Origin of the sequence: Candidatus Sulfotelmatobacter sp., assembly GCA_035498555.1 — a bacterium.
In the GTDB taxonomy this organism is placed as follows: Bacteria; Eisenbacteria; RBG-16-71-46; order RBG-16-71-46; family RBG-16-71-46; genus DATKAB01.
This window is the reverse complement of the sequence record DATKAB010000127.1, coordinates 1-25,360: the sequence shown is the minus strand read 5'-3', so window position 1 is coordinate 25,360 and position 25,360 is coordinate 1. Positions and strand designations below refer to the sequence as shown.

Sequence of the window (25,360 nt, the reverse complement as noted above, 5' to 3'; positions counted from 1 at the left end):
GCCTGCTCGGGCGCCCGCACCTGCAGCGTGCGCCGCTCCAGATAGAGCCGAAGCGTCGGCGGCGCCGACTCGAGCAGCGCCAGCGTCGCGTCGGGCGGCGACGCCACGTTCATGGCTTCGGCGACCGAGCGCGTGCTCAGGAAGTCCTCGAGCTCGGGCAGCAGCCGCCACGAAACCAGCGGCGCGCCGACCAGCACCGGCATCGCCATCAGCGCCGCGCCCCAGCGCGGCCGGCGCAGGAAGAAATGCGCCAAGAACGGCGCCCAGCCCGACACCAGCGCGAATGGCGCGAGCCAGCGGATCGCGGGAAACAGCGAATTGATGCTGGTGCCCGCCATCGACAGCGCCACCGCGGTCACGGTGGCGGTGAGCCCCAGCATCAGCGTGGCGCGCGCGAACGGCGCCTGCAGGCGCGCCGGATCCTCGAACAGGTGGTCCACGAAGCGCCCGCACAGCAGCGCGATCGCCGGCAAAGCGGGGAGCGCCGCCGACATCGGCGGCGACGGATAGAACGCGAGCGGAGCGAGCGCCGCCACCAGCCCGGCGATCAGGAAGTGCGCAATGCGTTCCTCGCGCTCTTCGCGCGCCAGGAGCTCGAGATCCTGCGGCGTGAACGGCGAATCCGGTCGCTGCCCGACGCGCGAAGCGAACCGCACGGCCCGCCAGCGCATCGCGGCGTGGGCGAACGCCGCGGGCAGCAGCGCGCTCCACGGGAAGCCGCCCAGCACCAGGAACGAAACCGCGAACACGATGCCGGCGTACCACGGGCCCGGATTTCCCTGGCCGTAGGGCATCCACATCACGCGCGCGCCGAACGCCGCTCCGTGCCGCATCGCCATGGTGGCGTACCACGGCAGCGCGAGGCCCGAGGCGATCGCCAGCGCCGCGAGCGGGCGAATCGCGGCGAGTGCTTTCGGCCGCCCGGCCAGCCGCGCGTAGAGCGCGACGCCGGCGATTGGCCACAGCGCCGGCAGCGGACCGCCGGTGAGCAGCGCGACGCCCAGGGAAAGATGGGCGAGCGCGAGCGGGATGAACGGCTCGCGGCGCTCCGAGAACACCGCGCGCGCAAACACCGAGAGCGCGAGCCACGCGGCGAGCGACGCCAGCAATTGCGCGCCGTCGGCGCGCGCCGCCATCGGCAGCCCCATGCAGGTGGCGAGCACCAGCCCCGAAGCGAGCCCGGCGCGTTCGCCGAATTGTTGCGCGCCGATCCGCCAGGTGAGCAGCACCAGCGCCAGTGCCAGCGCCGCGCGAATCAGGCGTGACGGAAGCGGATTCGCGCTCCCGTGGCCATGTCCCAGCAGCTCGGGCAGCAGGCCCAGCAGCGGCCGGTCGAAGAACGGCTGGCGGTCGTAGTGCGGCGTCAGCGGGTCGCTCGAGAGCCGCTGCTCGCCGGCGATGCAGGCGTCGCGGGCCTCGCGCTGGTCGAGATAGCCGACGCGATCGAGGCCGGTGAACAGCGTGAGCGCCGAGGCCAGGGCCAGCAGCAGCGCCGCGAAACGCATGGGCGCGGAGCGTAGCAGAGGGCGCGGCGCGGGCGCGGTGGCGCCACGCCGCCGCCGATCGAGCTACTTGCCGCCGAACTTCACCTTGGGGCCGTAGTTCGCGTCCAGCGCGTAGCCGCCGCCGCCCGTGAACACCAGACACAGGAACGGCAACGCGTAGACGATTGCCAGTTCGCGATCCGAGAACGGATGCCCTCGCAGCACCACCAGCACGATCATGCCGAACATGAACACCAGGATCGCGGCGGCGAAACGCGTGGCAAAGCCCAGCGCCACCAACGCCGCGCAGCCGACCTCGGCGAAGATGGTCAGCATCAGGCTCCGGTCGTGGCCGATGTGCAGCGGATCGGCCCACTTGGGCGCGAGCTGGGAGAAATGCATCAGCTTGGTCCAGCCGTGGTTGACGGCCAGCATCCCGCCGGCGCCCACCCGGAGGAGCAGGAGTCCGAACGACGCCGCCGGTGAGGAATTCGAGCCGGGCATGGCGCGGCAATATGCGCGAAGGCGCGCGCGGGGGCAACTGGCGCCCGACTTGGGCCCGACGTCGATGCGGGCGTACACTGGTCCCCGGGTGCCCGATGAAGCCCGCTGGGTGGCGTGACAGACGCGAGGGGCCCCGCCTCGGCATCAATTTCGCGACCATGGTCGCGCTCTCGTGTGCTGCATGGATCGCGGCGCGAGCAAGCCCGATCGCTGCCGAAGTCCTCGTCAACGCGACGACGCCGCTCGCTCTCACCGCCTATTCCACGCTGAACTCGGCCGGATTCGAGTGGCGGATCGACGGCGACGACAATGGCAATTGCGCCGTGACGCTCGAATACCGGCGCGCGGGTGAGGGCCTCTGGAAGCCGGCGCAGCCGCTGCTGCGCGTCGAGCACGGGCTCTGGACGCACGGCGAGGATCCCGGGAATCTGCTGGCCGGAAGCCTCTTCTCGCTGACTCCGGCGACCGCGTACGAAGCGCGACTGACGCTGAGCGATCCCGATGGAGGCTCGGACCAGCGCGTGGTCGCCTTCAGCACGCGTGGCGCGCCCGAGGCGACGTCGTTGCGAACGCTCTACGTGATTCCTGGCTCGGGCGGCGGGAGCGGCACGCAGGCCGATCCCTTCCGCGGACTGGCGGCCGCCGACGCCGCCGCGCGCCCCGGCGATCTCTTCCTGGTTCAACCCGGCACCTTCCACGGCAAGTTCAGCGCCACGCGCGATGGCGCACCCGACAACCCGATCGTCTATCGCGGGGCGAGCAGCACCACCGTCGTGCTCGATGGCGACGGCGGAACCACCTCGAGCTCCCATTGCGTCAGCCTGGTCGGCCGGCGCTACGTGTTCCTCGAGAATCTGAGCCTGGTGAATTGTCTCCGTCCGGTGAACGCCGACTCATCGACCGGGGTGGTGATCCGCGGCTGCACGATCCAGCCGATCAACCAGCTGCTCTACGTCGAAGGGATTCGCGCCGCCTATAGCCGTGACCTGTTCATCGCCAACAACGTCGTGCAGATGAGCGGGCAGTGGGCGACGATCGGCCGCACCGGCACCTACGGCACCGGCGGCTACGGGATCCTGATCGAGGGCACCGGGCACGTGGTCTGCCACAACACGGTCATCGAGGCGTGGGATGGGATCTCGATCCCGGTGACCGGAACCGCGGTGCCGGCGACCACCACCAGCAACGTGGACATCTACGAAAACTTCGTGGATCGGGCCAGCGACGACGGGGTGCAAGCCGACGCGGTACAGCAGAACGTGCGGGTCTTCCGCAATCGCCTGCTCAACACCGGTTCGGCGGTGAGCTTCCAGCCCGCCTTCGGCGGCCCCGGTTACGTGCTGTTCAACGAGATCTACAACACCCGCATCGAGCCCTACAAATTCCATCAGGAGACCTCCTACGGCTGGACGCAGGAGACCAGCGGGTTCCTGGTCTTCCACAACACCAGCGTGAGCAATCGCAACGGCTGGTACGAGTCGGGCATCTGGCACCACGGGACGTTTCGAAACAATCTGCTCCTCGGCGCGCGCCCGAACACGCCGACGTTCCAGGCCAACTACACCTACCCGGGAGCGAACTTCGACTTCGATGGCTACGATCGCGTCAACGACTACACCACGCTGATCCGCTTCTCGGGCACCAGCTATGCGAATCTGCCGGCTTTCTATGCGGGCACTGGCAACGAGCCACACGGAATCGAGATGTCGATCTCGGACTTCGTGAGCGCCACGCTGCCGCATCATCCCGAGTGGGATTACACCAATGGATACGGCGCGCCGTACGGGCCGAACGACAACGATCTGCGCCTGGCGCCCGGGAGCGCGCCGGTCGACCGCGGCGTGCCGCTGGCCAACATCGACGAGGGCTTCGGCGGCGCGGCACCCGACCTGGGCTGCTACGAAACCGGGCAGCCGGTGCCCGCCTACGGACCGCGGCCGGCGGATCAGCCGCTGACCGCGAGCGCCGGCACCGACTGCTGGGTCGGGAACGCGCCGCTAACCATTCGCTTCAGCGGCGGAGCCGCAAACGCGCGCGGAGTGGTGGTCGGCTACCACTGGGACTTCGGCGATGGCGGCCACAGCGCTGATCGAAGCCCCACGTATACGTACGCGAGCGCCGGGAGCTACACGGCGCTGCTGAGCGTGACCGACGACGACGGTTCGGTGGCGCGCGCCAGCGTCTCGGTCCACGCGCTCGGACCATCATCCGCGGTCTCCGGCGGGCCGCCGGCGTCGGGGCTTCGAAGCATGCCGAATCCTTCTCGCGGCGCGAGCACGGTGCAGTTCTCGCTGACCGAGCCGTCGTGCGTGCGACTCGAGGTCTACGACGTGAACGGAGTGCGCGTTCGCACGCTGCTCGACGGGTTCTCGGCCGCGGGCCCGCAGCAGGTGGAATGGGATGGCCGAGGGGCGGACGGGCGGCCGCTACCGCCCGGGATCTACTTCCTGAGGCTCTCGGTGCGGGACGGGGCCCTGGTGCTCCGCACCGTGCTGCTCCGCTAAAGCCGGCGCTCGCAAACTGCCGATACCCCGGTCGCGGCCGGGACGCGCATGCGCTCGCCACGCTCGGGCACGAGCGCGCGCCGGCGCCCCGCCGGCTCGCTGGGAGGAACGCTCATGAACGAATCCAACCGACAGACCGTGGTCCTGTGTGCGCTGGTCGCGCTCGCGATGTTCGCGATGGTGGTGCTGGGCTGCGCCAGGCACGACACCATGACGCGCGAGCTGTCCGAGCGGGAACGCGACAGCCTGATCGGGGCGTCCAAGCTGGTGGGGGCACCCGTGGTGGCGCGGGCGCTCCAGGAGTCGGATCGCGCCGCGGCGTCCGCCAGTCAGATGAACGCTGAGGTTGATTCCCTGCCCCGATAGCCGGGCTCATGGACCCGGCCGGATCGGCCGAAAACCCCCGCATGCACGGATGCCGGCGTGGGTTCCCGCGCCTGGGCCCAGGGCTGGGTCTGGCGCTCGCGCTGATCTTCGGCCTCGCGCCCCGCGCGCGGGCCGCCGAGGATCGCATCCATCTCGATTTCCGTTTCGGCCGCCAGGCCGAGCGCTTCCAGTCGCCGCAGGCCGACAGCCTCGGGCTGTCGGTGACGCAGTCGGTGCTCGGGCAGCTCGATTGCGATTTTCGCGTGATGGACATGCCGATGAAGCCGCAGCCGCCGTCGCTGTGGGTGTTCACGCGCGCCACCGCGCTCGATCGCGTCTACGTGCCGGGCGTGGGAACTCCGCCGGTCTCGGGACTGCCCGCGCGCTCGATCATGCTCGACATCGTGGGCGGCATCGGCGTCACCGTGCCGCTCGGCATCGTCGACAAATCACGCGGCGCCGAGTTCCGCCTGCGCTACGAAGGTGGCGTGGTGATCGCCGCCAGCAGCGGCGAGAGCTTCCTGCAGACGTCCGCGGTGCACATGGGATTCCGGCGCGTGGGCGGCGTATTCGATGGCTCCGAAATGGACGTCGGTTACGGCCACAACGACGTCTTCGGGCCGGATGCCGCCGCCAAGCGCTGGAGCGCCCGCACCTCGCTGTTCGTGGGGATCGGCCCCGCCCCACGAGTCGCGCCGCCGCCCACGCCGCCCGGAGCAAAACCGACGCCCGCGACCGCCGCGACTCCGGCGGGCGATGGCCGCCGGCCGCTGCGCGGCTTCCTCGAGCTGATGCTCGACACCGACGGCCGCCCGGGCCCCGACAGCGCGTCGCTGCGCGTCGGGCTCGCGCTCGACGTGGGCGGAGCGCTGGCGCTGCTGGGTGGAGAATGAAGCTGCGCCCGCGGGATCGCGGGCGCAGTCTGAGCCGCTTGCGCTTCCGAGCTACTTCCCGAGCCCCGGCTGAACCTTGTACTTCGGCCGCTCCGGCCGCTTGACGGGATTCTTGGTCAGCTCGTCGAGGCAGTACTGGATGGCGCGCTCGAGTTGCGGATCGCGCCCCTGCACCATCAGGTGCGGCGCGTTCTCGACCTCGATGTCGGGATCGATGCCGTGGTTCTCGACCGTCCATTCACCCTGGGTGTTGTAGATCCCGAAGTCCGGCATGGTGACGCTGCCGCCATCCATCAGCGGTAGATCGTGGCTGATGCCCACCAGTCCGCCCCAGGTGCGCTTGCCGATCACGGGACCGAGCTTCTGCAGCCGGAAGTAGTAGGGGAATGCGTCGCCTCCCGAACCCGCGTACTCGTTGATCAGGATGCACTTCGGCCCGTCGATCGCGGTGGACGGCGTGCGGAATCCGGTGCCATCGCGGTTCGACCAGTAGCTCCAGGTGGTGCGCCACAGGCGCTCGACGAAGAAGTCGGGAATGAACCCGCCGCCGTTGAAGCGCTCGTCGACGATGATGCCGTCGCGATCCACCTGCGGGTAGTACTGCTTGGTGAACTCCTGGATGCCGGCGGTCGCGGTGTTGGGCACGTGGATGTAGGCGAGCCGGCCGTGCGAGGCCTTCTCGACCTTCTCGCGATTGCCCTCGACCCAGGCGGTGTAGCGAAGGCTCGCCTCGTTCGCGATCGGGCGCACGACGTAGGTGCGCGGCCTGGGGTCGTTCGGCGTCTTGCCCACCGCGATGCGCGTGTCCTGATCCACCGTTCCGGCGAATGCCGCGTAGAGATTGCGCGGCGCGCGAATCGGCTGGCCGTTCACGCTCAGCAGGTAGTCGCCTTCCTTGACGCCGATGCCGGGCTCGCCGAGCGGCGCGGGGATCTTGGTGTTCCAGTCCCGGTCCCGATAGATGGTCTTGAACCGATAGGCGCCGCTCGCCGCGTCCACCTCGTAGTCTGCGCCGAGCAGGCCGACGCCGGTCTTCGGCACGTCGGGGAAGTCGCCGCCGCCGACGTAGGTGTGCGAGGTCGAGAGCTCGCCGATCAGCTCGCCCAGGATGTAGTTGAGATCCGAGCGATGCGCGGCATAGGGAACCAGCTGGCGATAGCGCTCGCCGATCGCCTTCCAGTCGAGCCCACCCATCGCCGGGTCGTAGTAGAAGTCGCGCTCGAGCCGCCAGGCCTCGTTGAACATCTGCATCCACTCCTGGCGAGGATCCACCACCGCCATCAGCGAACCGGTATTCAGCTTCCCGTCGCCGACCTTCTTGTTCTCGCCGACGTCTACGACGCCCCAGGTGTCGTCGGCGTGGTAGAGCACCTTGCCACCGTCCCGGGTGGTCGAGTAGCCGCGATCGATGCCAGAGAGCACGGTCTTGTCTTCGCGCTTGTCGAGGTCGAAGTAGTGGAGCGTGCCCTTGCCGGGCCCGGAGGCATCGGGATCCGGTTCCTCCAGCTCGACGTAGAGCAGCTTGCCATCGAGCGCGATGAGATTCGCGTAGCGACTCGGCTCGATCGGCAGCACCGCGCAACGCTGGCCCAGCCCATCGAGATCGACCTTGAGCACGGTTTCAGACTTGCCGGTGCCCTTCGCCTCTTTCTTGCCACCCTTGTCCTTGTCGCCGCCCTTGTCCTTCGACTCCTCGGCCGCGCTGCCCTCCTCCTCGTCGCTCTTCGGCCTCACCGGCGACTGCAACGTGTCGCGGAGCGTCACCGCGTAGATCTTGTCGGTGGCGCGGAACTGGAAGTCGAACTCGAACTGGCCGAACTGCGGATGCACGGTGCGGCGCGAGACGAAATACAGGTACCTGCCGCCCGGATCGAGGCTGGGATCGAAGTCGTCGGTCATCCCGTCCGAGACCGCCGTCGCCTTCTTCGAGTCGAGCGAATAAAGCATGACGCGATTGAAGTTGTTCATCTCGGTGCGCGAGTAGGTGAGCCACCTGGAATCGCTCGACCACTGATAGTCGTTGATCTCGTTCACCGGCGACATGTCCACCTCGGTGATCGCCCCGCTCGCCACGTCGCAGTACCAGAGACGCTTGGTCTTGTCCGAGAACGCGATTTTCTTGGAATCCGGCGACCACACCGGCGCATAGCGGAACGTGTTCCCGCCCCTGGTCACCTGGCGCCCGGCGCCCTTGCCGTCCGAGGGATAGACCCAGATCTCGTACTCGCCGCTCGCGTCCGACAGGCATGCCACCCACTTGCCGTCCGGCGACCAGGCGGGATCCCGTTCGCGCGCGCCCGGCGTGTTGGTGAGATCGCGCGGGTCGCCGTTCTCGGCGGGCACCGTGAACAGGTCGCCGCGCGCCTCGAACACGGCGCGCTTGCCCGATGGCGAAAGATCGGCGCCGTTGATCCACTTCGACACGTTGCGCAGCTCGGCACGCGTCGCCGGCTTGTCGTCGGGCACTAGCACCTGGATCCTGCTGGCCTTCTCGCTCGGCAGGTCCATGACCCACAGGTAGCCGCCATTCTCGAACACGATCGCGTCGCTGCCGATGCTCGGCCATTTCACGTCGTAGTCCTCGAAGTGCGTGACCTGGCGCTGCTGCTTGGTGCCGAGATCGTAGGCCCAGAGGTTGGCGGTCCGGCCGCCGCGATCACTGCAGTAGTAGATCGTGTTCTGGTACCACATCGGCCACTCGTCGGGGCCGTCCCAGTCGGCGGTGATGTTCTCGGACATGTTCTTGGCGAAGTCGTAGACCCAGATGTTGGGCGCATTCCCGCCTCGGTAGCGCTTCCAGGTGCGGTTGTCGTACGAGGGCGAGACGAACGCGATCTGTTGCGCGTCGGGCGACAGCGAGCAATAGCCCGCGGTCGGGAGCTTCAGCATCTCCTCGAACCCGCCGCTCGCCGGCACCTTGAAGAAGCGCGTATAGCGCTGGATCGACGACGCGCGCGCCGAGCGGATCAGGATGCTCTTGCCGTCCGGATACCACTCCGCCACCTGATCGGCGCCGGGATGCCAGGTGAGCCGCGTCGGCTCGCCGCCGGTGGTGGGAATGGTGTACGCGTCGACGTTGCCGTCGTACTCCCCGGTGAAGGCGATGGTCTTGCCGTCCGGAGAAAATTTCGGGAACTGCTCGACGCCTTCCGAGCTGGTGAGCCGGCTGGCGACGCCGCCCGAACGTGCGACCGTCCACAGATCGCCGCCGTAGACGAACACGATGTTGTCACCCTGAACATCGGGTTGCCGCAACAGCCGGCACTCATCGAGAGCGAGAGCGGGAAGCGAAAGGAACAGCGAGGCGGCGAACGCCGCGAACAGCGACCAGCGGAACGAGCGCGTAGGCATCTTCGGGGAACCTCCAAATCGGCGGGGAGACGGAGAACCGCCCAGTGTTTGCAGGGAACTGGGGACGGGTCAAGGCTCGCGCTTCCCGGCGCGGCAAACCGGCTTCCGTATGCGCCGCGGGGCAGGCGCGAGCCCCGGCGCTCCTCGCGCGCCACGACCACTAGCTCGTGTTCTGGCTTTGAGTTGCCGGATCGGCCAGGCCCCGATGCGGCTCAAGGCGGGCTCGGGCGCCGCCGATAACCTCCGCGACTCCTTCCCGCACCAGCCAGGCTCGAAGAACCGGAGTACTTCGACGATGAACGAGACTGTCCGCGCCCGGAGCGCGGACCCGCCTGCCGCGCTCACGCCCGAGCAGGAAGCGACCGCACGCGCCGCCGGTGTGTGGATCAACCAGTTCGCGCGCACGCTCAAGACCTGCCGGCTGTACGACGCGAACAATCCGACCGTCGTACGCTTCCGATCCGAGCTGGCGGCCGCCGCCGCGCGCGTGCTCGATGAGCACGGTCCGATGCGGCTGCGATTCAGCTCCGAGGACGTTCTGTGCGAGGAGGTGTCGCTCTATCCGGCGAAATCGCGCGACGACAATCTGGCGCTGGCATTCTTCCGCGACGGCGTTCGTGGCCTGACGCTCCAACCCGGCCTCCAGGCGAGCGAGGTCGACACGCTGCTCGACGCGGTGATGCATGTCACCTCGCAGACCCAGGCCGAAGATGACCTGGTCACGCTGCTGTGGGAAGCGCAGCTCCAGCACATCGAGATCGATTTCGTGCCCACCGAAGGCGACGTGGGCACGGGGCCCGACGCTCCGGCGCAGGAGGAGGAGGCGCCGCTGCTGCCCTGGCCGGCGCCGCCGGCCGAAGATCCCAATGCCGCTCCGGCCGAAGCGGCGACCGTCGAGACCGTGGAGAACGGCTCGCGCGAGGACCGCTCCGACGACTGGACAGCCGGCGACGAGACCGTCGAGATCGAGGCGGGATTCGAGGAGCTCGAGGCGCTCTCCAAGCAGGAGACCCAGCGCTTCCAGCACGAATACCAGGCCGAGCATCAGGTGCCGATTCTCACCGCGTCGATCGCCATCAGCCAGGCGTATCTGGCGGCCGGCGCGAACGCCGATGACCGCCTCGAGATGGGACGCTTCCTGCCGCGCCTGCTGCGCCAGGCGGTGGCGCAGGGCAACTGGCTCGAGGCGCGCGCCGCGCTGCTGATGCTGCGGGAGTGTCCCAACAACGAGTGGGCGCCCGAACGCTTCGTGCAGGACCTGCTGCAGCCGATCTCGGTGACGAATCTGGTCGAGCGGCTCGACGCCCACGAGGCTTCCGGGGCGGAATTCGTGGCGTTCGCCTCGGAATTCGGCCCGCCGGCCGTGGACGTCTTCAACCACGTGCTGGCCGAGAGCCAGAACCGGCTGGTTCGGCGGTTGCTGGCGGAGGCGATCGCCGAGCGCTGCAAGGACAATCCCGAGCGGCTCGCGCCCTGGATCGCCGACCCGCGCTGGTTCGTGGTGCGCAACGTCGTTCACATCCTGGGCTGGATCGGGTCGCCGGCGATCGTCGGACTGCTTCAGTCCGCCTTGCGCAATCCCGATCCGCGCGTGAAGCAGGAGGTGGTGGCGGCGCTCGGCCAGGTGGATCCGCGGCTCGCGCGGCCGCTGCTGCTGCGCATGATCGACGGCGCGGATTCGCGCCTGCTGCTCGCGGCGCTGCACCAGCTCTCGGTTGCGCGCGACACCGGCGTTGCGCGCGTGGTCATGCGCATCATGCAAGCCGAGGACTTCGACGCGCGCCCGGCCGAGGAAAAGCGCGCCATCTACACGTGCCTCGGTGCCGCCGCCGACAATCCCAATCTGCCCGAGCTCGAGGCCGAGCTGCACAAGGGCAACTGGTTCTCGCGCAACCAGGAGGTCCACCGCCAGGCGATCGCGCGCGCCATCGCGCGCGTCGGCACGCCGGCGGCCCGGCTGATCCTCGAGCGCGGCATCACCTCCAAACGCCTGCCACTTCGCAAGGCCTGCGAAGAGGCGCTGGCGGGATTCCACGCCCGTGGCTGACCCGATCACGAACCCGCCGGTCCTTTCGGGCGACGACGAAAACGACGCCCTGCAACACGGCCCGTCGCTGCTGGTGCGCCTGTCGGCGTTGCTGCGCACCGGCCGCACCTACGACATCGCGAACCAGGCGTTCCAGAAACAGCTCCACGATTGCATCTCGGTCTTCAGCCGCATCCTCGAGCACGAGGACGAAGTCGCGCTGGTGGCGGTGGCCGACTACTTCTATCTCAATGGCGTGCGTATCAAGGCGCAGGCCTCGCTGCTCACCGTCTATCACGGGCTGATGCAGGAGTTCGAGCGCCGCTCGCTCGGCGGCGTGCGCGTGCTCCAGGGCGCGACGCCTGCGGAATTCGAGCGATTCTTCCAGCTCTTCCTGGCGGCCGACGATCCCGCGATTTCCGAGCGGCTGGTCGAGGCGGTTCGCGAGGCCAGCATTGAGCACATCGTGCCGGTGCCGGCGCTCGAGCTGGAGGACGACGAGCTGACGCGCAGCCTCGAGGAGAGCAGGGAGAAGACGCCCGAGGCCGAGCGTGGCCGCGCGCGGCGCGTGTTCTGGCGCGCGGTGCTGGGCACCAAGAAGATCGTGGTGCGCACCATGCAGACCGGGCGCCCCGACCTCCGCCACGCGAAACGCCTGGTCCAGCCGATCGTGGACGGCATCATGAACCACGAGTATTCGATCGTCGGCCTCACCGCCCTCAAGGATCACGACGAATACACCTACGCGCATTGTGTGAACGTGAGCATCCTGTCGGTGAGCATGGGGCAAGCGCTCGGACTTCCGCGCCAGGCGCTGGCCGATCTCGGGGTCGCGGGCCTGATGCACGACCTCGGCAAGATCGCGGTGCCCGGCGACGTGCTCCGCAAGCCGGCGGCGCTCTCGGCCGAGGAATGGATGATGATGCGCCGGCATCCGATCGAAGGCGTCAAGTCGATGATCCGCATGCCGGGGTTGTCCACGCTGATGGTAGACACGATGCGGGTTTGCCTCGAACACCACATGAACTTCGATCGCACGGGTTATCCCGACGTGCAGGCGGAATGGGGCCAGTCCACCATGTCGCGCATCGTCGCGGTGGCCGACTGTTTCGACGCGATGACCGCGCACCGCGTCTACGCCAAGCGCCCGCGCACCGCGTTCGAGGCTCTGCAGTATCTGTTCGGCCCCGCGCGAGTGGGATTCGATCCGGCGGTGCTGTGGGCGCTGGCCCGCACCACCGGGCTCTATCCGCCGGGCTCGGTGTTGCTCACCGAGTCACGCTGCGTGGTGATCGCGGTCAGCCCGAATCCGAACGACCTGGTGCGCCCGCACTGCCGCGTCATCGTCCGCCCGGACGGCAGCGCGCCGGCCGAGGACGCGCCCGAGTTCTGGGACCCGATGGCGCCGAGCGAGCGCGTGGCGCGCGTCCTGCGCCCCGAAGAGCACACTCACAAGACCAACGAGCTGCTGGCGGCGTAGCGCCGCAACGCCACGGCTCCGTAGAGGTCGGCAGGAGTGGGACGACGGCGACCCTCGGGCCCTGCCGACGTCTTCGGGCCCAAAGCACGAGCGGGCGATGTCGCTGGACACCGCCCGCCGTGATTTGGTGAGCCCACCCGCGCAGCCCTGGACGCTCCCCGGTTCCAGCCGCGCCAGGTGGGACTCACACAGCGAAGACGTCTAGTCGTGCCACTCGCCGCTGTGCTCGCACGGCTGCCAGCCGCGATCGCTCCAGCTCAGCTCCCGCACGCAGCGTCCATTCGACGCGTCGATCACGCGCACGAACTGCGGATGATGGTGGTATCGCAAGTGCGCGTCGTAGGCCGCGAGCGACGAGAAGCTCTCCTGGCAGTACGGATCCCAGTACGAATACTGGACGTGCACCGCCGGGTGTGCGTTGGCGAGCGCCGCGCCGAGGATCAGCCCGCCCACCAGTCCGGCGAAGATCGGGCCGGCGTCGGAGTGATGCACCACGTACACGGGCGCGGGCGGTGCGACCCAGCCGATCTCGCGCGCCGGCGGGCCGGGCTTCCAGCGCTTCGAGTGTCCCCACGCGTTGCCCGCACTCGCGGTCTGCGCGAGAAGTGTGGCCGCGACCAGACTCATCATCAGCGTCGAGATCACGCGGCGATGTTCGTTCAGGGTCTTCATGGCGTCCTCCTCGTGACTGCGGGCGACAGGGTTCGTGGGATCACTTGAGCAGTCCGCGTGCCACCGGCAGGCCGATTCGCGAACCTTCGGCAGGGCCGCGATTTCCGCGGAAATGTCCGGGAATTGCGTGGTATTTCCGGGTCGGGGATGTGGCGTGCGCGCGACAGCGTCGCGGAGTGGAGGAGCGTTATCTTCAAGCCCACGCAAAGCGGCCGGCGCTCGTCGTGCGAACGCCGGCCGCCGGGGAAGTCGTCGCGCGATCTATCGCGTCACGTTGTGCGCGGTGGCCACGGTGTTGATCCAGTGCACGTAGCCTCCGGTCTTCACCGACGCGGGATTCGGCGAGAAGGCGAAGTTGACGATGTCGACCGTCACCGAGTCCGGCCCGCTGGCCGCGACGTTGATCGTGCCGGGCATGTTGTGGATTGTGCAGGTGTAGCCGAAGCTGCCGGTGTTGGTGAAGGTATGCACGAACCCTTGCGCATTGCTCGAGGTGAAATTCCCCGAGGAGAATGGCTCCACCGTGCCGCCACCACCGCCGCCACCGCCTCCGCCGCCGCCGTATGGCGAAGTCGGGCTGCTCTTGGAGCAGCCGGATTGCGCAAAGAGCGCGAAGGCGATCAAGCCCACCGCGACCGGGAGCGCGAGAACCGTCCTACGAGACATGTTTCCTTCCTTCCGACAGCCGGGAGTACTGGCACCGAGAGGCCCGGTCGCTTCACTCCGACCGATTGGCTCCGGCGACCGCGAATCGCGGTCGCTCTGGAGGACAGGTGGGTCGAATGCAACTTGTGATGCGAGCGCGGCTGGAAAAGGGGGGAGCCGCGGCTCGGGTTTGACACCGCCAAACTCGGCGGAGGACCCAGCTGGAGCGCCCGCCGGCCCCTAGTGCGCGTGCTGGCGGTGAGCCGAGACCAGCAGCCCCCAGCCCACCAGAATGAGGGGCTCGAGATCGGGGAGCGAGCGCGCTTCCGACTCGATCGCGATCTGGCCGTCGTGGCGGAAGAACCCGGGGTCCATCTGGAAATGGATCAGCGGAGTTCCTTCGGCCGTCTCGATGCGGCGCCGGCTGAAGCCCCAGCCGTCCCTCCGCCAGCGGACGGCCTCGCCCTGGGATCGCTCGATTCGCGCTCGGCCGAGCCAGCTGGCGCGCACGCGGATCTCGGGCTCTTCTTCTCCCGGCCGTCGGAGGTCCAGTCCGAGCCAGAAACTCCTGTCGATTTGCCACGCCCCGCCGCGCGTCACCGCGTCGAAGCCCGGCCGCCACGGCCCGCGCCAGCGAAGTGCGGCAACCGGCTGATCGCCGTCGTTCAACTCCCAGCGCCGCACGAACCGACGCGGCTGCGTCCACTGGAGGGTATCGACCCGACGCCAGTCCACGGCGGCGAAGTCGGCGGGCGAGGGATTCTGCGAATCGTCGGAGATCATGAGCGTGGCTTTCGTTGCAATTTTTCGCCGGGAGTACGCGGCGCGCGTCCGGTGTCGGCGAGCGCGCGCCGCAACAGGAATTCGATCTGTCCGTTGAGACTCCGCAGATCATCGTTGGCCCAGCGCTGCAGGGCTTCGAGCACCGCGGGGTCCAGCCTCAGCAGGAAGGGCTTCCGGTCCGCCACCTGCGCCTCGCTCCGGCCGGCCTATTGATAGATGGTGCCGGCGTTGACGACCGGCTGAGCGTGGCGATCGCTGCACAGCACCACCAGCAGATTGCTCACCATCGCCGCTCGCCGCTCGCCGTCGAGCTCGACGACGTGGCGCTGCGACAGCTCCGCGAGCGCCATCTCGACCATGCCCACCGCGCCCTCGACGATCTTGGTGCGCGCCGCCACGATCGCGCTCGCCTGCTGGCGCTGCAGCATGGCGCTGGCGATTTCGGGCGCGTAGGCGAGGTGGCTGATGCGCGCCTCGATCACTTCCACGCCGGCCTTGGTGAGGCGGGCCTGGATCTCCTTCTTGAGGTCCTCGGCCACCTCCTGGATGTTGCTGCGTAGCGACATCTGGCCATCGCCGTGCGCGTCGTACGGATGCGTCGAGGCGAGATTGCGCACCGCCGCCTCGGTCTGGACCTTGACGAAGTTCTCGTAATTGTCGACCTCGAACAGCGCCTCGGCGGTGTCCACCACCCGCCACACCACCACCGCCGCGATCTCGATGGGATTGCCATCGTGGTCGTTCACCTTGAGCTTGGCGCTCTCGAAGTTGCGGACGCGCACCGAGATCCTGCGCCGCGTGGTGAAAGGATTCACCCACCAGAAGCCGGGCTGGTGAAGCGTGCCGCTGTAGCTGCCGAACAGCTGAACCACCTGGGACTGGTTGGGATTGACCACCGTGAGTCCGAACACTCCCAGCACCGCGACCGCCACCCCCAGTACCGAGAGGATCACGCCCGGGGGCGAGCCGTGCGACGCATTGTGAATGATCCCCCAGATCGAGCCGAAGAACAGCGCCAGCACCACCAGGAACATGAATCCGCCCGACCGGGCGCTCACTTCTTTTTCGCGAATCATCTGGCCCCTCCTCGTTGATGTCATTATGATATCATTCTGATGTCACGCGAGCCAGGAGGATTCGGGCGAAGTCCGGGGGGAAAAGCCGAGGCCCGGGCGAATGGGCCCGGGCCTCGGGACTGCGATGATTCCAGCGGGGGTTACGCCTGCGCGGGCTCCCGGCGGCGGAATTCCGGCGCGTTGTTGGCGTAGTCGTACATGTCGGGAACCTCCTGCCCGAGCGCGCGCAGGTAGGCGTAGAGCTGCCCGCGATGGTGCAGAAGCTCGTCGCGCACCACTTGAACGCACATCGGCCCCGGCATCGCGTGGCCCCAGGGAGTCTTCACCTCTCCCGCGAGATGCGCGTCGGTGGCCGCACGCTCGGCGCGGTCGCTGGCCTTCCAGCTCTCGTCACAGAAACGAAGCAGATCGTCCTTGGTCTGGATGCGTTCGCACGCGGATTTCTCGTCGTACTCCTGGTAGTTGCCGCTCAGCAGCCCTTCCATCATCGAGCGCATCGAGCTCGTGTACATGTGGACCACCAGCTCCTTCGGCGTGCGCATCCTTGGAATCGGATGCGCGTCGAGCTTGTCGGCGGGCAGGTTCGCGACACAGCGGACGGCGATGCCGTTGAGGATCCGGATGTGGTCCCAGATCATGTCCAGATTCGACTTCGTCATCATGGCACTTCCTCCTGCGAATAGCGGTGACCGCGGCAACGTTCCGCCGCGGGCGTCGCTCGGGATGCGATGAGTATCGAGGGCCGAGCGAGCATGCGCAAGAGTCTGGGGGTGGCGCGGGAGGAAGGGCGGGCCTCAGCGCCGGCCGCGCCGCTGCTTCGCGGCGCCGGCCGCCTTCGCCCGCGAGCCGTCGGCCGCATCGCCGCGCTTCGCGGCGTCGAGCAACGCGCGCGGCGCCGTCACTTCCATGGCGAGCAGTGCGTGCGACAAGGTCTTGCCCTGGGCATCGAGGCGCAACGAGACCGTGCCGCCGCCGCCGAGCGATTCGTGGAGCAGGAAATTGAGCGCCCCGAGGTTCGGGACCTCGTGGCGTTCCACGCGCCCCAGGCAGATGCCCTTGAAGCGCCGTTTGACCACCGCGGCGGTGAGGGTGCTCCGCAGCCACGGATAGATCTCGGGCGCTCTCGCGATCAGGCCGATGTTCGCAGTGTCGCCCTTGTCACCGCTGCGCGCGTGCGCGAGCGCCGAGAGCGGTGTCTTCACGAGCTTGCGATCTCCCCGCGCGCGCGGCCACGATTCGCCGCGCAGTGGCGCCGGTCGCTGCGGCGGCAGCAGCGGCGTCGGCCAGTCGAGCGTGCGCTCGCCGTCACGCGTGACCAGCCGCGCCTTGACGTGATCGCGCGGCACCAGCGCCGGCCAGTACGCCACCACTTCCTGCGCCTGCGGCCGGCCGCCCGTGACCGCCACGCCCGGCGGCCCGGAGAGAATCACGGCCGGCACCATCTTCGAGAACTGCTCGACCCTCTCGCGATCGGGATCGCGCACCGAGAGCCGCAGCAGGATTTCCGGCGCCTCGGTGGCCGGCGACAGCGGGCCCCAGCACGACGAGAGTCCGACCAGCTCGGTGTGGGTCGCGGCGAAGCGGAGGTCGAGGCGCTTCCAGAACAGCTCGGCGAACGCGCGCGCCTTGGCGGCGGCCTCGGGCCCGCACAGGATCAGCGTGCCGCTCGCCTTCCAGCCGTCGAAGTACGAGGCGCTCACCTTGAGCATCGACGGCGCCGGCCGCCCGCGGACTCCCCATACGCGCACGCGGTCGCGCCCGACCTGTTCGAGCCGAATCGTGCCGAAATCCGCGACCACGTCGGGCGTGATGTAGGCGCGCGGATCTCCCATTTCGTAGACCAGCTGCTCCTTCACGGTGCGCTTCGTCACGCGACCGCCGGTGCCGGCGTGCTTGGTGACGATGAACGAACCGTCGGCGAACACCTCGAGCAGCGGATAGCCGATGTCGGCCAGGCGTGGGATCGTCCGCCAGTCGGTGAAATTGCCGCCGGTGCTCTGGGCCCCGCACTCTACGATGTGGCCGGCGACGATCCCGGCGGCCAGCCGGTCCCAGTCGTCCGGCGCCCAGCCGAAGGCGTGGATCATCGGCGCGAGGGTGATGCCGGTGTCGGTGCAGCGCCCGGTGACCACGACTTGCGCACCGGCGCGCAGGGCTTCGACCACCGGCCAGGCGCCGAAGTAAGCGTTGGCCGACGACACGCGATCGCGAATCGAGGAGAACCTCGCACCGGTGTCCATGTCGTCGAGCGAGACGCCCAGTGCGTTCAGCTCGCCGAGTCGCTCCATCAGATCGTCGCCGACCACGGCGGCGACGTCGAGCGACTTTCCTTCGAGCTGCGCCATCTCGAGCAGCGCGCCACGACAGGCGAGCGGGTTCACGCCGCCGGCATTCGAGATCGCGCGCACGCCGCGTTCGAGCAGCAGCGGCAGCGTCTCGCGCACCTGCGCCACGAAGTCACGCGCGTAGCCGGCGCGCGGATCGCGCGCGCGCTGCTTTTGCATGATCGACATGGTGATCTCGGCAAGGAAATCGAGCGTCACGTAATCGACGGGACCGAGCTCGACCTGGCGCCGAAACTGGCGGAGATCGTCTCCCCAGTAACCACCCGCGTTGGCGATGCGAATGCTGTCGGCCATGGCGCCGGAAACCTAGCATAGCGAGGTTGCCGGACCCGCAATCGCGTGCTAGTTTCGCCGGTCCACGCGGCTGTCGATGGGTCCTGCCGCCTCACGGCTCGGGCTCACGCGCTTCCGGCCGCGGGCTCTCCGATCGAGGTTGCCATGTCCAGCACTCGCACCATCACGCTCGCCGATGTCGCGTGGCCGGGAGCCGGCGCGCTCGAAAACACGCTGCTGGTGGTTGTCGCGAGCATCCTCACCGCGCTCGCCGCGCAAATCGCGATTCCCGTCTCCTGGACGCCGGTTCCGATCACGGGACAGACCTTTGCCGTGCTGTTGAGCGGCGCTCTGCTCGGCCCGCGCCGGGGATTCCTGGCGCAGGCGCTCTATCTCATGGAAGGAGCGCTCGGGCTGCCGGTGTTCGCCGGATTAAGCGGCGGCCCGATCGTGTTCGCGGGCCCGACCGCCGGCTATCTCATCGCCTTCCCGTTCGCCGCCGCACTCACCGGCTGGCTCGCGTCGCGCGGCTGGGATCGCCGATTCCTCTCGACGTTTCTCGCCATGCTGATCGGCAGCTCGGTCATCTTCGCGCTTGGCGCCTCCTGGTTCTCGCGCTTCGTGCCCGCGTCGCAGGTGGCGATCGCCGGCGTGCTGCCCTTCCTGCCCGGGGACGCGATCAAGGCCGCGCTCGCCGCGCTCGCCCTTCCGGCCGCGTGGCGCGGTGCGCGTCACGGCGGCCTGCTTGGCTAGCACGAGCGGAGTTGTTGGCGGGGCGGTGAGCGTGCGAACCATCGCCGTGCTGGGTGCCGGCATCATGGGTCGCGGCATCGCCTACGTGTCGGCACTCGGGGGCTTCCGCACGTTGCTGCAGGATCCCGACGGAGCGCAGCTCGAGCGTGCGACGGCCGACATCTCCGCCAATCTCGAGAAGGGCGTGGCGATCGGCAAGGTCGAAGGACCGGCGGCCGCGGCCGCACAGAAGAATCTCGAGACGGTGCGCGCACTCGCCGAGGCGGTGGGTCGCGCCGATCTGGTGATCGAGGCGGCGCCCGAGAACATCGAGCTCAAGGTGCAGCTGTTCGCTCAGCTCGATCGCACGGCGCCGCCGCAGGCGATCCTCGCCTCCAACACCTCGTCGCTCTCGATCACCGAGATGGCCGCCGCCACCCGCCGGCCCGGGCACGTGATCGGCATGCACTTCTTCAATCCGGTGCCGCGAATGAAGCTCCTCGAGATCGTCCGCGCGCTCGAGACCAGCGACCAGACCCTCGCCGTCGCCTGTGAAGTCGGCGCGGCGATGCAGAAGGAGTGCGTAGTGGTGCGCGAGTCTCCGGGGTTCGTGACCAGTCGCATCAACGCCATGATCGGCAACGAGGCCTTCTACATGCTGCAGGAAGGCGTGGCCTCGGCGCGCGACATCGACAAGGCTCTCAAGCTCGGTCTCAACCATCCGATGGGGCCGTTCGAGCTGGTGGATCTGGTGGGCCTCGACACGCGCCTCGCGATTCTCAGATTCCTGCACCGGAGCCTGGGCGAGAAATTCCGTCCCTGCCCGCTCATGGAGCAGTACGTGGCGGCAGGCCGGCTCGGGCGCAAGGTGGGCCGCGGAGTCTACGAGTACGAGGGCGCGTCATGAGCCCGGCGAAGAAGCCGTCCGGGAAGCGGCCCGCCCGAAAATCCGCTTCGAAGCAAGCAGCCGCGAGGAGATCGGCGGCCAGGAAGTCCGCCGCGAAGCGACCGGTTGCGAGACGGCCGGGCGGGAAGCGCGCCCCGAAGAAGAAGCCCGCCCTCAAACTCGTGAGGCGCTCGAAGCCGCGCGCCGCGAAAGCACGCGCGGGCGCGCGCAAGCGCCCGGCCGCGAAACCATTCGCCGGCGCTCTCGCCACGGCCACCGCCAAGGATCTCGCCCTGTTCGATCTGGTGCGCGCACGGGTCGAGCTTTCGGCGGCCGTCCAGGGCATGACCGCCGCCTCGGCCGAGGTCCCGATCGCCGACGGCAAGTGGTCGCCCCGCCAGGTCGTGCTCCACGTCTACTACTGGGATCGTGAGATGCTGCCCTGGGTGGAAAAGACCTATCAGCGTGGGATCCGGCCGCCCCACACCATGGACGACATCCTGGCCGAGAACGAATCGTCGCAGCGCGAGCTCGCCGGACACGACTGGGAAACGGCGAAGCGGATGTTGCAGCAGGCGCGCGAGGCGCTGATCGAGGCTCTTCAGTCGCTGCCCGAGGAGCCGGCCGAGATCTGGACTTCCGAACATCCGCTCGGCTGGCTGGTGCGCATTCTCTCGAAGCACGATCGTCACCACGCCGGGCGCCTCAAGCAGGCGCGCGCCGGCGGAACGCCCAGCGAGACCGCGTCCCACACCTGATCGAGGAGGTTTCCATGCCGTCCGACATCGCCGCACGCGCCGCCGGTGAGCCCGCCGCCGAGCCCTGGACGCGCGCGCGAGTGATCTCGGCGCTGGCCACGGCGCGCGCCGAGCTGCTCGACGCGATCGCCGGCCTCACCCCACGCGACGCGGAACGGCCGATGGGGCAGGGGAAGTGGAACGCGCGCGAGACCGTGCTCCATCTGGTGGCGCGCGATCGCGCCCGGGTGCGCGAGATGGAGGCGGCGATCAGCGGCGCGCAGCCGAGCTGGCGCGGCCACGAGGCGCCGGAGTACGCGCAGCTCAACGCGCGCGAAGTCGGCGAGCTGCGCTCGCACAGTTGGGAGCAGGCGCTGGGGCTGCTCGACGCCACGCGCCGCGAGCTGCAGGAACGGCTGGCCACGGTTCCCGAGGAGCCGTCCACGATCTGGCAACCGGAGCATCCATTTGGCTGGATGATGGAAGCGCTGCACGCGCACGATCGCCATCACGCGGCCGCGATTCGGCGCTGGCGCGCCGCGAATAAGATTTAGGTTTGACTGTCTTAGGCCTTTGATTCTCTGGAGAAAAAAATCATGACCGACACGCTCGCGCCGGTGGCCCCCGCGCGACTGATCATCAACGGCGAAGCGGTGGACGCCGCCTCCGGCCGCACCTTCACCACCACCAATCCCGCCACGGAGGAAGTGATCACCACCGTGGCGGAAGCCGGCATCGAGGATGTCGAGCGCGCGGTGCGCGCCGCCCGCGCGGCGTTCGAGAGCGGACCCTGGCCGCGCATGCGGCCGGCGGAACGCCAGCGCATCCTGTGGAAGCTCGGCGATCTGATCCTCGAGCACGCCGACGAGATCGCGCGGCTCGAAACGCTCGACAACGGCAAGCCGATCTTCGAATCGCGCCAGATCGACGTGCCGATGGTGGCGAGCTGCTTCCACTACTTCGCCGGCTGGGCCACCAAGCTCTACGGTGACACCATTCCGGTGAGCCCGAGCTGGTTCACCTACACGCTGCGCGAACCGATCGGCGTGATCGGCGCGATCATTCCGTGGAACTTCCCGATGATCATGGTGGGGTGGAAGTGCGCGCCCGCGCTGGCCGCCGGCAACTGCGTGGTGCTGAAGCCGGCCGCCGAAACGCCGCTCACCGCGATCCGCATCGGCCAGCTGGCGCTCGAGGCCGGCCTGCCGCCGGGCGTGCTCAACGTGGTGCCCGGTCCGGGCAGCGTGGTCGGCATGGCGCTGGTGCGGCATGCGGGCGTGGACAAGATCTCGTTCACCGGGTCGACCGAGGTCGGCAAGCTGATCATGCGGGAAGGCGCCGAGAGCGTGAAGAAGCTCACGCTCGAGCTGGGCGGCAAGTCGCCCAACATCGTGTTCGCCGACGCCGATCTCGAGGCTGCGGTGCGCGGCGCCACCACCGGCATCTTCTACGGCAAGGGCGAAGTCTGCGCCGCCGGTTCCCGCGTGCTGGTCGAGCGCTCGATCCGCGACGAGTTCGTGGCGAAGCTGACCGAGCGCGCGAGGAAGCTGGTGCCGGCCGATCCGCTCGACCCCAAGACGCGGCTGGGCTCGCTGGTCAGCGCGAAGCAGATGAATCGCGTGCTCGACTACGTGAAGATCGGGGTCCAGGAAGGCGCGAAGCTGGTCGCCGGCGGAGAGCGCCAGCCGGTGAACGGCAAGGGCGCGTTCGTGCAGGCAACGGTGCTCGACCACGTCGAGAACTCCATGCGTGTCGCGCAGGAGGAGATCTTCGGCCCGGTGCTGGCGGTGATCGCGTTCGACGACGTCGACGACGCGGTCCAGAAGGGCAACGACGTGGAGTTCGGGCTCGCTTCCGGCGTGTGGACCCGCGACGTGAAGAAGGCCCACCAGGTGGCGCGGCGGATCAACGCCGGCACGGTGTGGGTGAATCTCTACAATTTCTATGATCCCGGCATGCCTTTCGGGGGTTTCAAGCAATCCGGATTCGGGCGCGATCTCGGCCCCGACTCGTTGCGCGACGTGACGCAGGTGAAGAGCGTCTGGATGAATTTGGAGTAATTGCCTTCATGCGCAGGCTGATTTACGTAGCGATATTCACCGACCGCTTCGACGACATGCGGGAGTTCTATGAACGCGGGCTCGGGCTTCCGGCTCGCGCCACCTCGCGGGGCTGGATCGCCTTCGACACCGCCGGCGCCTCGCTCGCCCTTCGCCGGGTCGACGATCCCAAGCGCCAGGGAATCATCGGGCGCTTCGAAACCGAAGATCTCGAGGAGGCGCTGGCCGAGCTTCACGAGCAGGGCCTCGACCCCGAGGAGATCGAGAACTTCGATCTCGGTCGCGCCGCCAGCTACTTCGATGGCGACGGCAACCTGATCTCGCTGCTGCAGCCTTCGACGCCCGCGCCATCCGGCGCCGGACCCACGCTCAATTCGCTGATCCTGAACGTGGGCGACATGGTGACGGCCACCACCTTCTATCGCGATCGATTCGGACTCAGGCCGCTCGTCCAGTCCACCTGGTGGACGGAGTTCGACACCGGCGCGACCCGGCTCACGCTGCATCCGCGCGTCTCCGCGACCGACGAGCTTCGCCACAACGCGCAGCCGATCGTAGTCGGGCTGGCGGCGCCGAGCCTGGAGGAGCTGCACCACGAGCTGATCGGCCGCGGCCTCGATTTCAGCGGCGGGCCGGTCGAGCAGCGGTATGGTCGCTTCGCCGAGATCGAAGATCCGGATGGAAACGTGGTGCTGTTCCGCGAGAGCGGCCCGCGCCACGCTCCGGCACCGGAAGACCTGGCGGAGTCCTACGAGGACGACTCGCCGCATCAGGCCGCGATGCGCAGCCCGGCGCGCAAGGCCGCGCGCGCGACCAGCCGCGTGGCGATCAAGCCGGCGTACAAGCCGAAGAAGTCGGCGGGCACGAACGGCGCCGGTGCGGCGAAGGCGCGCCGCAAGACCGCGACGGTTCGCGGCGAGGGTCCTGCGGGAACGCGCCGGAAGCCCCTGCGCTCCAACGATCCCGAGCGCGTGAGATTGCGCCCGGCCTCCGGACATCTGCGCGAGGCCGAGCGGCGCACGCTCGAGCGCAAGAAGCGCGCGGTCGCGGCCGCGAGCCGCCGCAAGCCGGTGAAGCGTGCTGCGGCGAACGCTTCGCGCACCCGGCGTTCGGCCTCGAAGAGCCGGCGAGCCGCTCCGCGACGCGGCCGGTGAGCGGGCGCGTCGTTCTCGCCGGCGGCGTGCGCACGCCAATCGGCAACTTCGGCGGCGGGCTGGCCGGTTCTTCCGCCGCCGAGCTGGGCGGTCGCATGGCCGCCGCGGCGCTCGAGCGCGCCGGAGTACCCGCGGGCGCGATCGACGAGGTGATCGTCGGCCACGCGCGCCAGGCTGGAAATGGCCCCAACCTCGCCCGGCAGGTGGGGCGTCGCGCGGGCCTCGCCGACTCGGTCCCGGCGTTCACGATCAACAAGGCGTGCGCCTCGGGCCTGCAGGCGGCGGTGTCGGCCGCGCAGAGCGTGCGGCTCGGCGATTCGCAGGTGGTGCTGGCGGCCGGCACCGAGCACATGTCGAGCATTCCCTTTCTGGCGATGGACGTGCGCTGGGGGAAGAAGCTGGGTGACGAGCCGCTGCTCGACGCGATGTATCGCGACGGCTATCTCTGCCCACTTTGTAATCTATTAATGGGAGAGACCAGCGAGACACTGGCGATCGAATACCGGATCTCGCGCGAGGAGCAGGATCGCTATGCGCTCGAGTCCAATCGCCGCGCCGCCCGCGCGTGGAACGAGGGCCGATTCGCTCGCGAAGTCGTGCCGATCACGGTCGGCGAGGGAAAGCGGGCGGTCACGGTCGAGCGCGACGAGCATTTTCGCGCCGACGCCTCGCTCGACGAGATGGCGAAGCTTAGGCCGGTTTTTAGTAGCTCCGGCTCGATCACCGCCGGCAATGCGTCCGCGATCACCGACGGCGCGGCCGCGATCCTGGTGATGAGCGAGGAGGCGGCGCGGCGGCATGGGGTGACCGCGCAGGCCGCGATGCTCGGCGCGGTGAGCGTGGGCGTGGATCCGGCGCGGATGGGGATCGGCCCGGTGCCCGCGGTGAAAAAGCTTCTCGAGAAGCAATCGCTGAGGCTCGAGGACGTCGATCTCGTCGAGCTGAACGAGGCGTTCGCTTCGCAGGTGCTGGCCTGCGATCGGGATCTGCACTTCGACCGCGAGCGCCTCAACGTGAATGGCGGCGGCATCGCGCTCGGCCATCCCACCGGCTGCAGCGGCACGCGCATCCTGGTGACGCTTCTCCACGAGCTCGAGCGCGTGAAGGGCCGCTATGGCATCGCGACGCTCTGCGTCAGCGGCGGACAGGGAATGGCGGTGCTGGTGGAGCGCGTCTAGACGACGCCGGATCACGGCGTGCCGGCGGCCCGCGCCTCGGCGGCCGCCTGTCGTTTGCCATTCATGAAGTCCTGGCCGAATTCCCGTTCGGCCACGTACTGATTGTGGGCGCGGCAGAGCTGGCGCACGTTGGCCACGGTTGATTCACCCCCGCGGGCCACCGGAATCACGTGATCGAACTCCAGCCCGTGCCGCGCGTCGCAGCGCTTCC

23 protein-coding genes are annotated in these 25,360 nt (G+C 68.7%); 12 read left to right on the top strand and 11 right to left on the bottom strand.

Going from position 1 to position 25,360, the window contains the following annotated elements:
- On the bottom strand, nucleotides 1–1,505 hold a 1,505-nt coding region (locus tag VMJ70_11070; protein ID HTO91659.1), incomplete at its 3' end, for a hypothetical protein.
- 63 nt (nucleotides 1,506–1,568) lie between these two features.
- Nucleotides 1,569–1,988, bottom strand: coding sequence for a DoxX family protein (locus VMJ70_11065; GenBank protein ID HTO91658.1), 420 nt, complete (start codon nucleotides 1,986–1,988; stop codon nucleotides 1,569–1,571).
- A 95-nt stretch (nucleotides 1,989–2,083) separates the two neighbouring features.
- Between VMJ70_11065 and VMJ70_11060 the strand changes: the two genes are divergently transcribed.
- The 3 genes from VMJ70_11060 (at nucleotide 2,084) to VMJ70_11050 (ending at nucleotide 5,751) form a co-directional block, all read left to right on the top strand.
- Nucleotides 2,084–4,492, top strand: a complete 2,409-nt coding sequence (locus tag VMJ70_11060) for a PKD domain-containing protein (protein ID HTO91657.1) — start codon at nucleotides 2,084–2,086, stop codon at nucleotides 4,490–4,492.
- Nucleotides 4,493–4,606: 114 nt separating this feature from the next.
- A complete protein-coding gene (locus VMJ70_11055; GenBank protein HTO91656.1) occupies nucleotides 4,607–4,858 on the top strand; it encodes a hypothetical protein in 252 nt (83 codons plus the stop codon).
- 8 nt (nucleotides 4,859–4,866) lie between these two features.
- Nucleotides 4,867–5,751 carry a hypothetical protein gene (locus VMJ70_11050; protein HTO91655.1) on the top strand — a complete coding sequence of 295 codons (885 nt, stop codon included), beginning with the start codon at nucleotides 4,867–4,869 and terminating at the stop codon, nucleotides 5,749–5,751.
- Nucleotides 5,752–5,802: 51 nt separating this feature from the next.
- Here the strand turns inward: VMJ70_11050 and VMJ70_11045 are convergent, their stop codons facing one another.
- Nucleotides 5,803–9,102, bottom strand: coding sequence for a S41 family peptidase (locus VMJ70_11045; GenBank protein ID HTO91654.1), 3,300 nt, complete (start codon nucleotides 9,100–9,102; stop codon nucleotides 5,803–5,805).
- A gap of 295 nt (nucleotides 9,103–9,397) precedes the next feature.
- Between VMJ70_11045 and VMJ70_11040 the strand changes: the two genes are divergently transcribed.
- Nucleotides 9,398–11,149: a HEAT repeat domain-containing protein gene (locus VMJ70_11040; protein ID HTO91653.1), complete on the top strand. Its 1,752-nt coding sequence runs from the start codon at nucleotides 9,398–9,400 to the stop codon at nucleotides 11,147–11,149.
- Nucleotides 11,142–12,608, top strand: a complete 1,467-nt coding sequence (locus VMJ70_11035) for an HD domain-containing phosphohydrolase (protein ID HTO91652.1) — start codon at nucleotides 11,142–11,144, stop codon at nucleotides 12,606–12,608. The genes VMJ70_11040 and VMJ70_11035 overlap by 8 nt, the downstream gene beginning before the upstream one ends.
- A gap of 201 nt (nucleotides 12,609–12,809) precedes the next feature.
- On the opposite strand, the gene VMJ70_11030 is transcribed toward VMJ70_11035, so the two are convergent.
- The 7 genes from VMJ70_11030 to VMJ70_11000 all read right to left on the bottom strand — a co-directional run bounded on the left by VMJ70_11030 (nucleotide 12,810) and on the right by VMJ70_11000 (nucleotide 18,423).
- Nucleotides 12,810–13,280, bottom strand: coding sequence for a hypothetical protein (locus VMJ70_11030; GenBank protein HTO91651.1), 471 nt, complete (start codon nucleotides 13,278–13,280; stop codon nucleotides 12,810–12,812).
- Nucleotides 13,281–13,541: 261 nt separating this feature from the next.
- The gene (locus tag VMJ70_11025) at nucleotides 13,542–13,946 is read right to left on the bottom strand and encodes a hypothetical protein (GenBank protein ID HTO91650.1); all 405 of its coding nucleotides are present in this window, start codon (nucleotides 13,944–13,946) and stop codon (nucleotides 13,542–13,544) included.
- 219 nt (nucleotides 13,947–14,165) lie between these two features.
- Nucleotides 14,166–14,708 (bottom strand): hypothetical protein, encoded by a 543-nt coding sequence (locus tag VMJ70_11020; GenBank protein ID HTO91649.1) that lies wholly within the window; start codon nucleotides 14,706–14,708, stop codon nucleotides 14,166–14,168.
- The gene (locus tag VMJ70_11015; protein ID HTO91648.1) at nucleotides 14,705–14,893 is read right to left on the bottom strand and encodes a hypothetical protein; all 189 of its coding nucleotides are present in this window, start codon (nucleotides 14,891–14,893) and stop codon (nucleotides 14,705–14,707) included. Before VMJ70_11015 ends, VMJ70_11020 begins: the two co-directional genes overlap by 4 nt.
- 21 nt (nucleotides 14,894–14,914) lie before the next feature.
- Nucleotides 14,915–15,784, bottom strand: a complete 870-nt coding sequence (locus tag VMJ70_11010; protein HTO91647.1) for an SPFH domain-containing protein — start codon at nucleotides 15,782–15,784, stop codon at nucleotides 14,915–14,917.
- Nucleotides 15,785–15,924: 140 nt separating this feature from the next.
- The gene (locus tag VMJ70_11005; protein ID HTO91646.1) at nucleotides 15,925–16,446 is read right to left on the bottom strand and encodes a DinB family protein; all 522 of its coding nucleotides are present in this window, start codon (nucleotides 16,444–16,446) and stop codon (nucleotides 15,925–15,927) included.
- A gap of 132 nt (nucleotides 16,447–16,578) precedes the next feature.
- Nucleotides 16,579–18,423 (bottom strand): acyclic terpene utilization AtuA family protein, encoded by a 1,845-nt coding sequence (locus VMJ70_11000; GenBank protein ID HTO91645.1) that lies wholly within the window; start codon nucleotides 18,421–18,423, stop codon nucleotides 16,579–16,581.
- A 144-nt stretch (nucleotides 18,424–18,567) separates the two neighbouring features.
- On the opposite strand from VMJ70_11000, the gene VMJ70_10995 reads away from it, so the two are divergent.
- The 7 genes from VMJ70_10995 (at nucleotide 18,568) to VMJ70_10965 (ending at nucleotide 25,149) form a co-directional block, all read left to right on the top strand.
- The gene (locus VMJ70_10995; GenBank protein ID HTO91644.1) at nucleotides 18,568–19,155 is read left to right on the top strand and encodes a biotin transporter BioY; all 588 of its coding nucleotides are present in this window, start codon (nucleotides 18,568–18,570) and stop codon (nucleotides 19,153–19,155) included.
- A 25-nt stretch (nucleotides 19,156–19,180) separates the two neighbouring features.
- A complete protein-coding gene (locus VMJ70_10990; protein HTO91643.1) occupies nucleotides 19,181–20,041 on the top strand; it encodes a 3-hydroxyacyl-CoA dehydrogenase NAD-binding domain-containing protein in 861 nt (286 codons plus the stop codon).
- 161 nt (nucleotides 20,042–20,202) lie between these two features.
- Nucleotides 20,203–20,778, top strand: coding sequence for a DinB family protein (locus VMJ70_10985; GenBank protein HTO91642.1), 576 nt, complete (start codon nucleotides 20,203–20,205; stop codon nucleotides 20,776–20,778).
- Between the two features lie 14 nt (nucleotides 20,779–20,792).
- Entirely contained in the window at nucleotides 20,793–21,311 is a 519-nt protein-coding gene (locus VMJ70_10980; protein ID HTO91641.1) for a DinB family protein, read from the top strand.
- Between the two features lie 42 nt (nucleotides 21,312–21,353).
- Nucleotides 21,354–22,817 carry an aldehyde dehydrogenase family protein gene (locus VMJ70_10975; GenBank protein HTO91640.1) on the top strand — a complete coding sequence of 488 codons (1,464 nt, stop codon included), beginning with the start codon at nucleotides 21,354–21,356 and terminating at the stop codon, nucleotides 22,815–22,817.
- Nucleotides 22,818–22,825: 8 nt separating this feature from the next.
- Nucleotides 22,826–23,971 (top strand): VOC family protein, encoded by a 1,146-nt coding sequence (locus VMJ70_10970; protein HTO91639.1) that lies wholly within the window; start codon nucleotides 22,826–22,828, stop codon nucleotides 23,969–23,971.
- Complete coding sequence (locus VMJ70_10965; GenBank protein ID HTO91638.1) at nucleotides 23,968–25,149, top strand: thiolase family protein; 1,182 nt, start codon at nucleotides 23,968–23,970, stop codon at nucleotides 25,147–25,149. Before VMJ70_10970 ends, VMJ70_10965 begins: the two co-directional genes overlap by 4 nt.
- A gap of 11 nt (nucleotides 25,150–25,160) precedes the next feature.
- Here VMJ70_10965 and VMJ70_10960 read toward each other — a convergent pair.
- Nucleotides 25,161–25,360: HNH endonuclease (locus VMJ70_10960; GenBank protein ID HTO91637.1), on the bottom strand; the 200-nt coding region annotated here is incomplete at its 5' end.

Bases quoted from the DNA above. Each gene is read 5' to 3' on its own strand.
- VMJ70_11030 (HTO91651.1), bottom strand. From the start codon at position 13,280: ATGAAGACCCTGAACGAACATCGCCGCGTGATCTCGACGCTGATGATG.
- VMJ70_11045 (HTO91654.1), bottom strand. From the start codon at position 9,102: ATGCCTACGCGCTCGTTCCGCTGGTCGCTGTTCGCGGCGTTCGCCGCC.
- VMJ70_10980 (HTO91641.1), top strand. From the start codon at position 20,793: ATGCCGTCCGACATCGCCGCACGCGCCGCCGGTGAGCCCGCCGCCGAG.
- VMJ70_11040 (HTO91653.1), top strand. From the start codon at position 9,398: ATGAACGAGACTGTCCGCGCCCGGAGCGCGGACCCGCCTGCCGCGCTC.
- VMJ70_11065 (HTO91658.1), bottom strand. From the start codon at position 1,988: ATGCCCGGCTCGAATTCCTCACCGGCGGCGTCGTTCGGACTCCTGCTC.
- VMJ70_11050 (HTO91655.1), top strand. From the start codon at position 4,867: ATGGACCCGGCCGGATCGGCCGAAAACCCCCGCATGCACGGATGCCGG.
- VMJ70_10995 (HTO91644.1), top strand. From the start codon at position 18,568: ATGTCCAGCACTCGCACCATCACGCTCGCCGATGTCGCGTGGCCGGGA.
- VMJ70_11025 (HTO91650.1), bottom strand. From the start codon at position 13,946: ATGTCTCGTAGGACGGTTCTCGCGCTCCCGGTCGCGGTGGGCTTGATC.
- VMJ70_10970 (HTO91639.1), top strand. From the start codon at position 22,826: ATGCGCAGGCTGATTTACGTAGCGATATTCACCGACCGCTTCGACGAC.
- VMJ70_11000 (HTO91645.1), bottom strand. From the start codon at position 18,423: ATGGCCGACAGCATTCGCATCGCCAACGCGGGTGGTTACTGGGGAGAC.
- VMJ70_11020 (HTO91649.1), bottom strand. From the start codon at position 14,708: ATGATCTCCGACGATTCGCAGAATCCCTCGCCCGCCGACTTCGCCGCC.
- VMJ70_11055 (HTO91656.1), top strand. From the start codon at position 4,607: ATGAACGAATCCAACCGACAGACCGTGGTCCTGTGTGCGCTGGTCGCG.
- VMJ70_11060 (HTO91657.1), top strand. From the start codon at position 2,084: ATGAAGCCCGCTGGGTGGCGTGACAGACGCGAGGGGCCCCGCCTCGGC.
- VMJ70_10975 (HTO91640.1), top strand. From the start codon at position 21,354: ATGACCGACACGCTCGCGCCGGTGGCCCCCGCGCGACTGATCATCAAC.
- VMJ70_11010 (HTO91647.1), bottom strand. From the start codon at position 15,784: ATGATTCGCGAAAAAGAAGTGAGCGCCCGGTCGGGCGGATTCATGTTC.
- VMJ70_11005 (HTO91646.1), bottom strand. From the start codon at position 16,446: ATGATGACGAAGTCGAATCTGGACATGATCTGGGACCACATCCGGATC.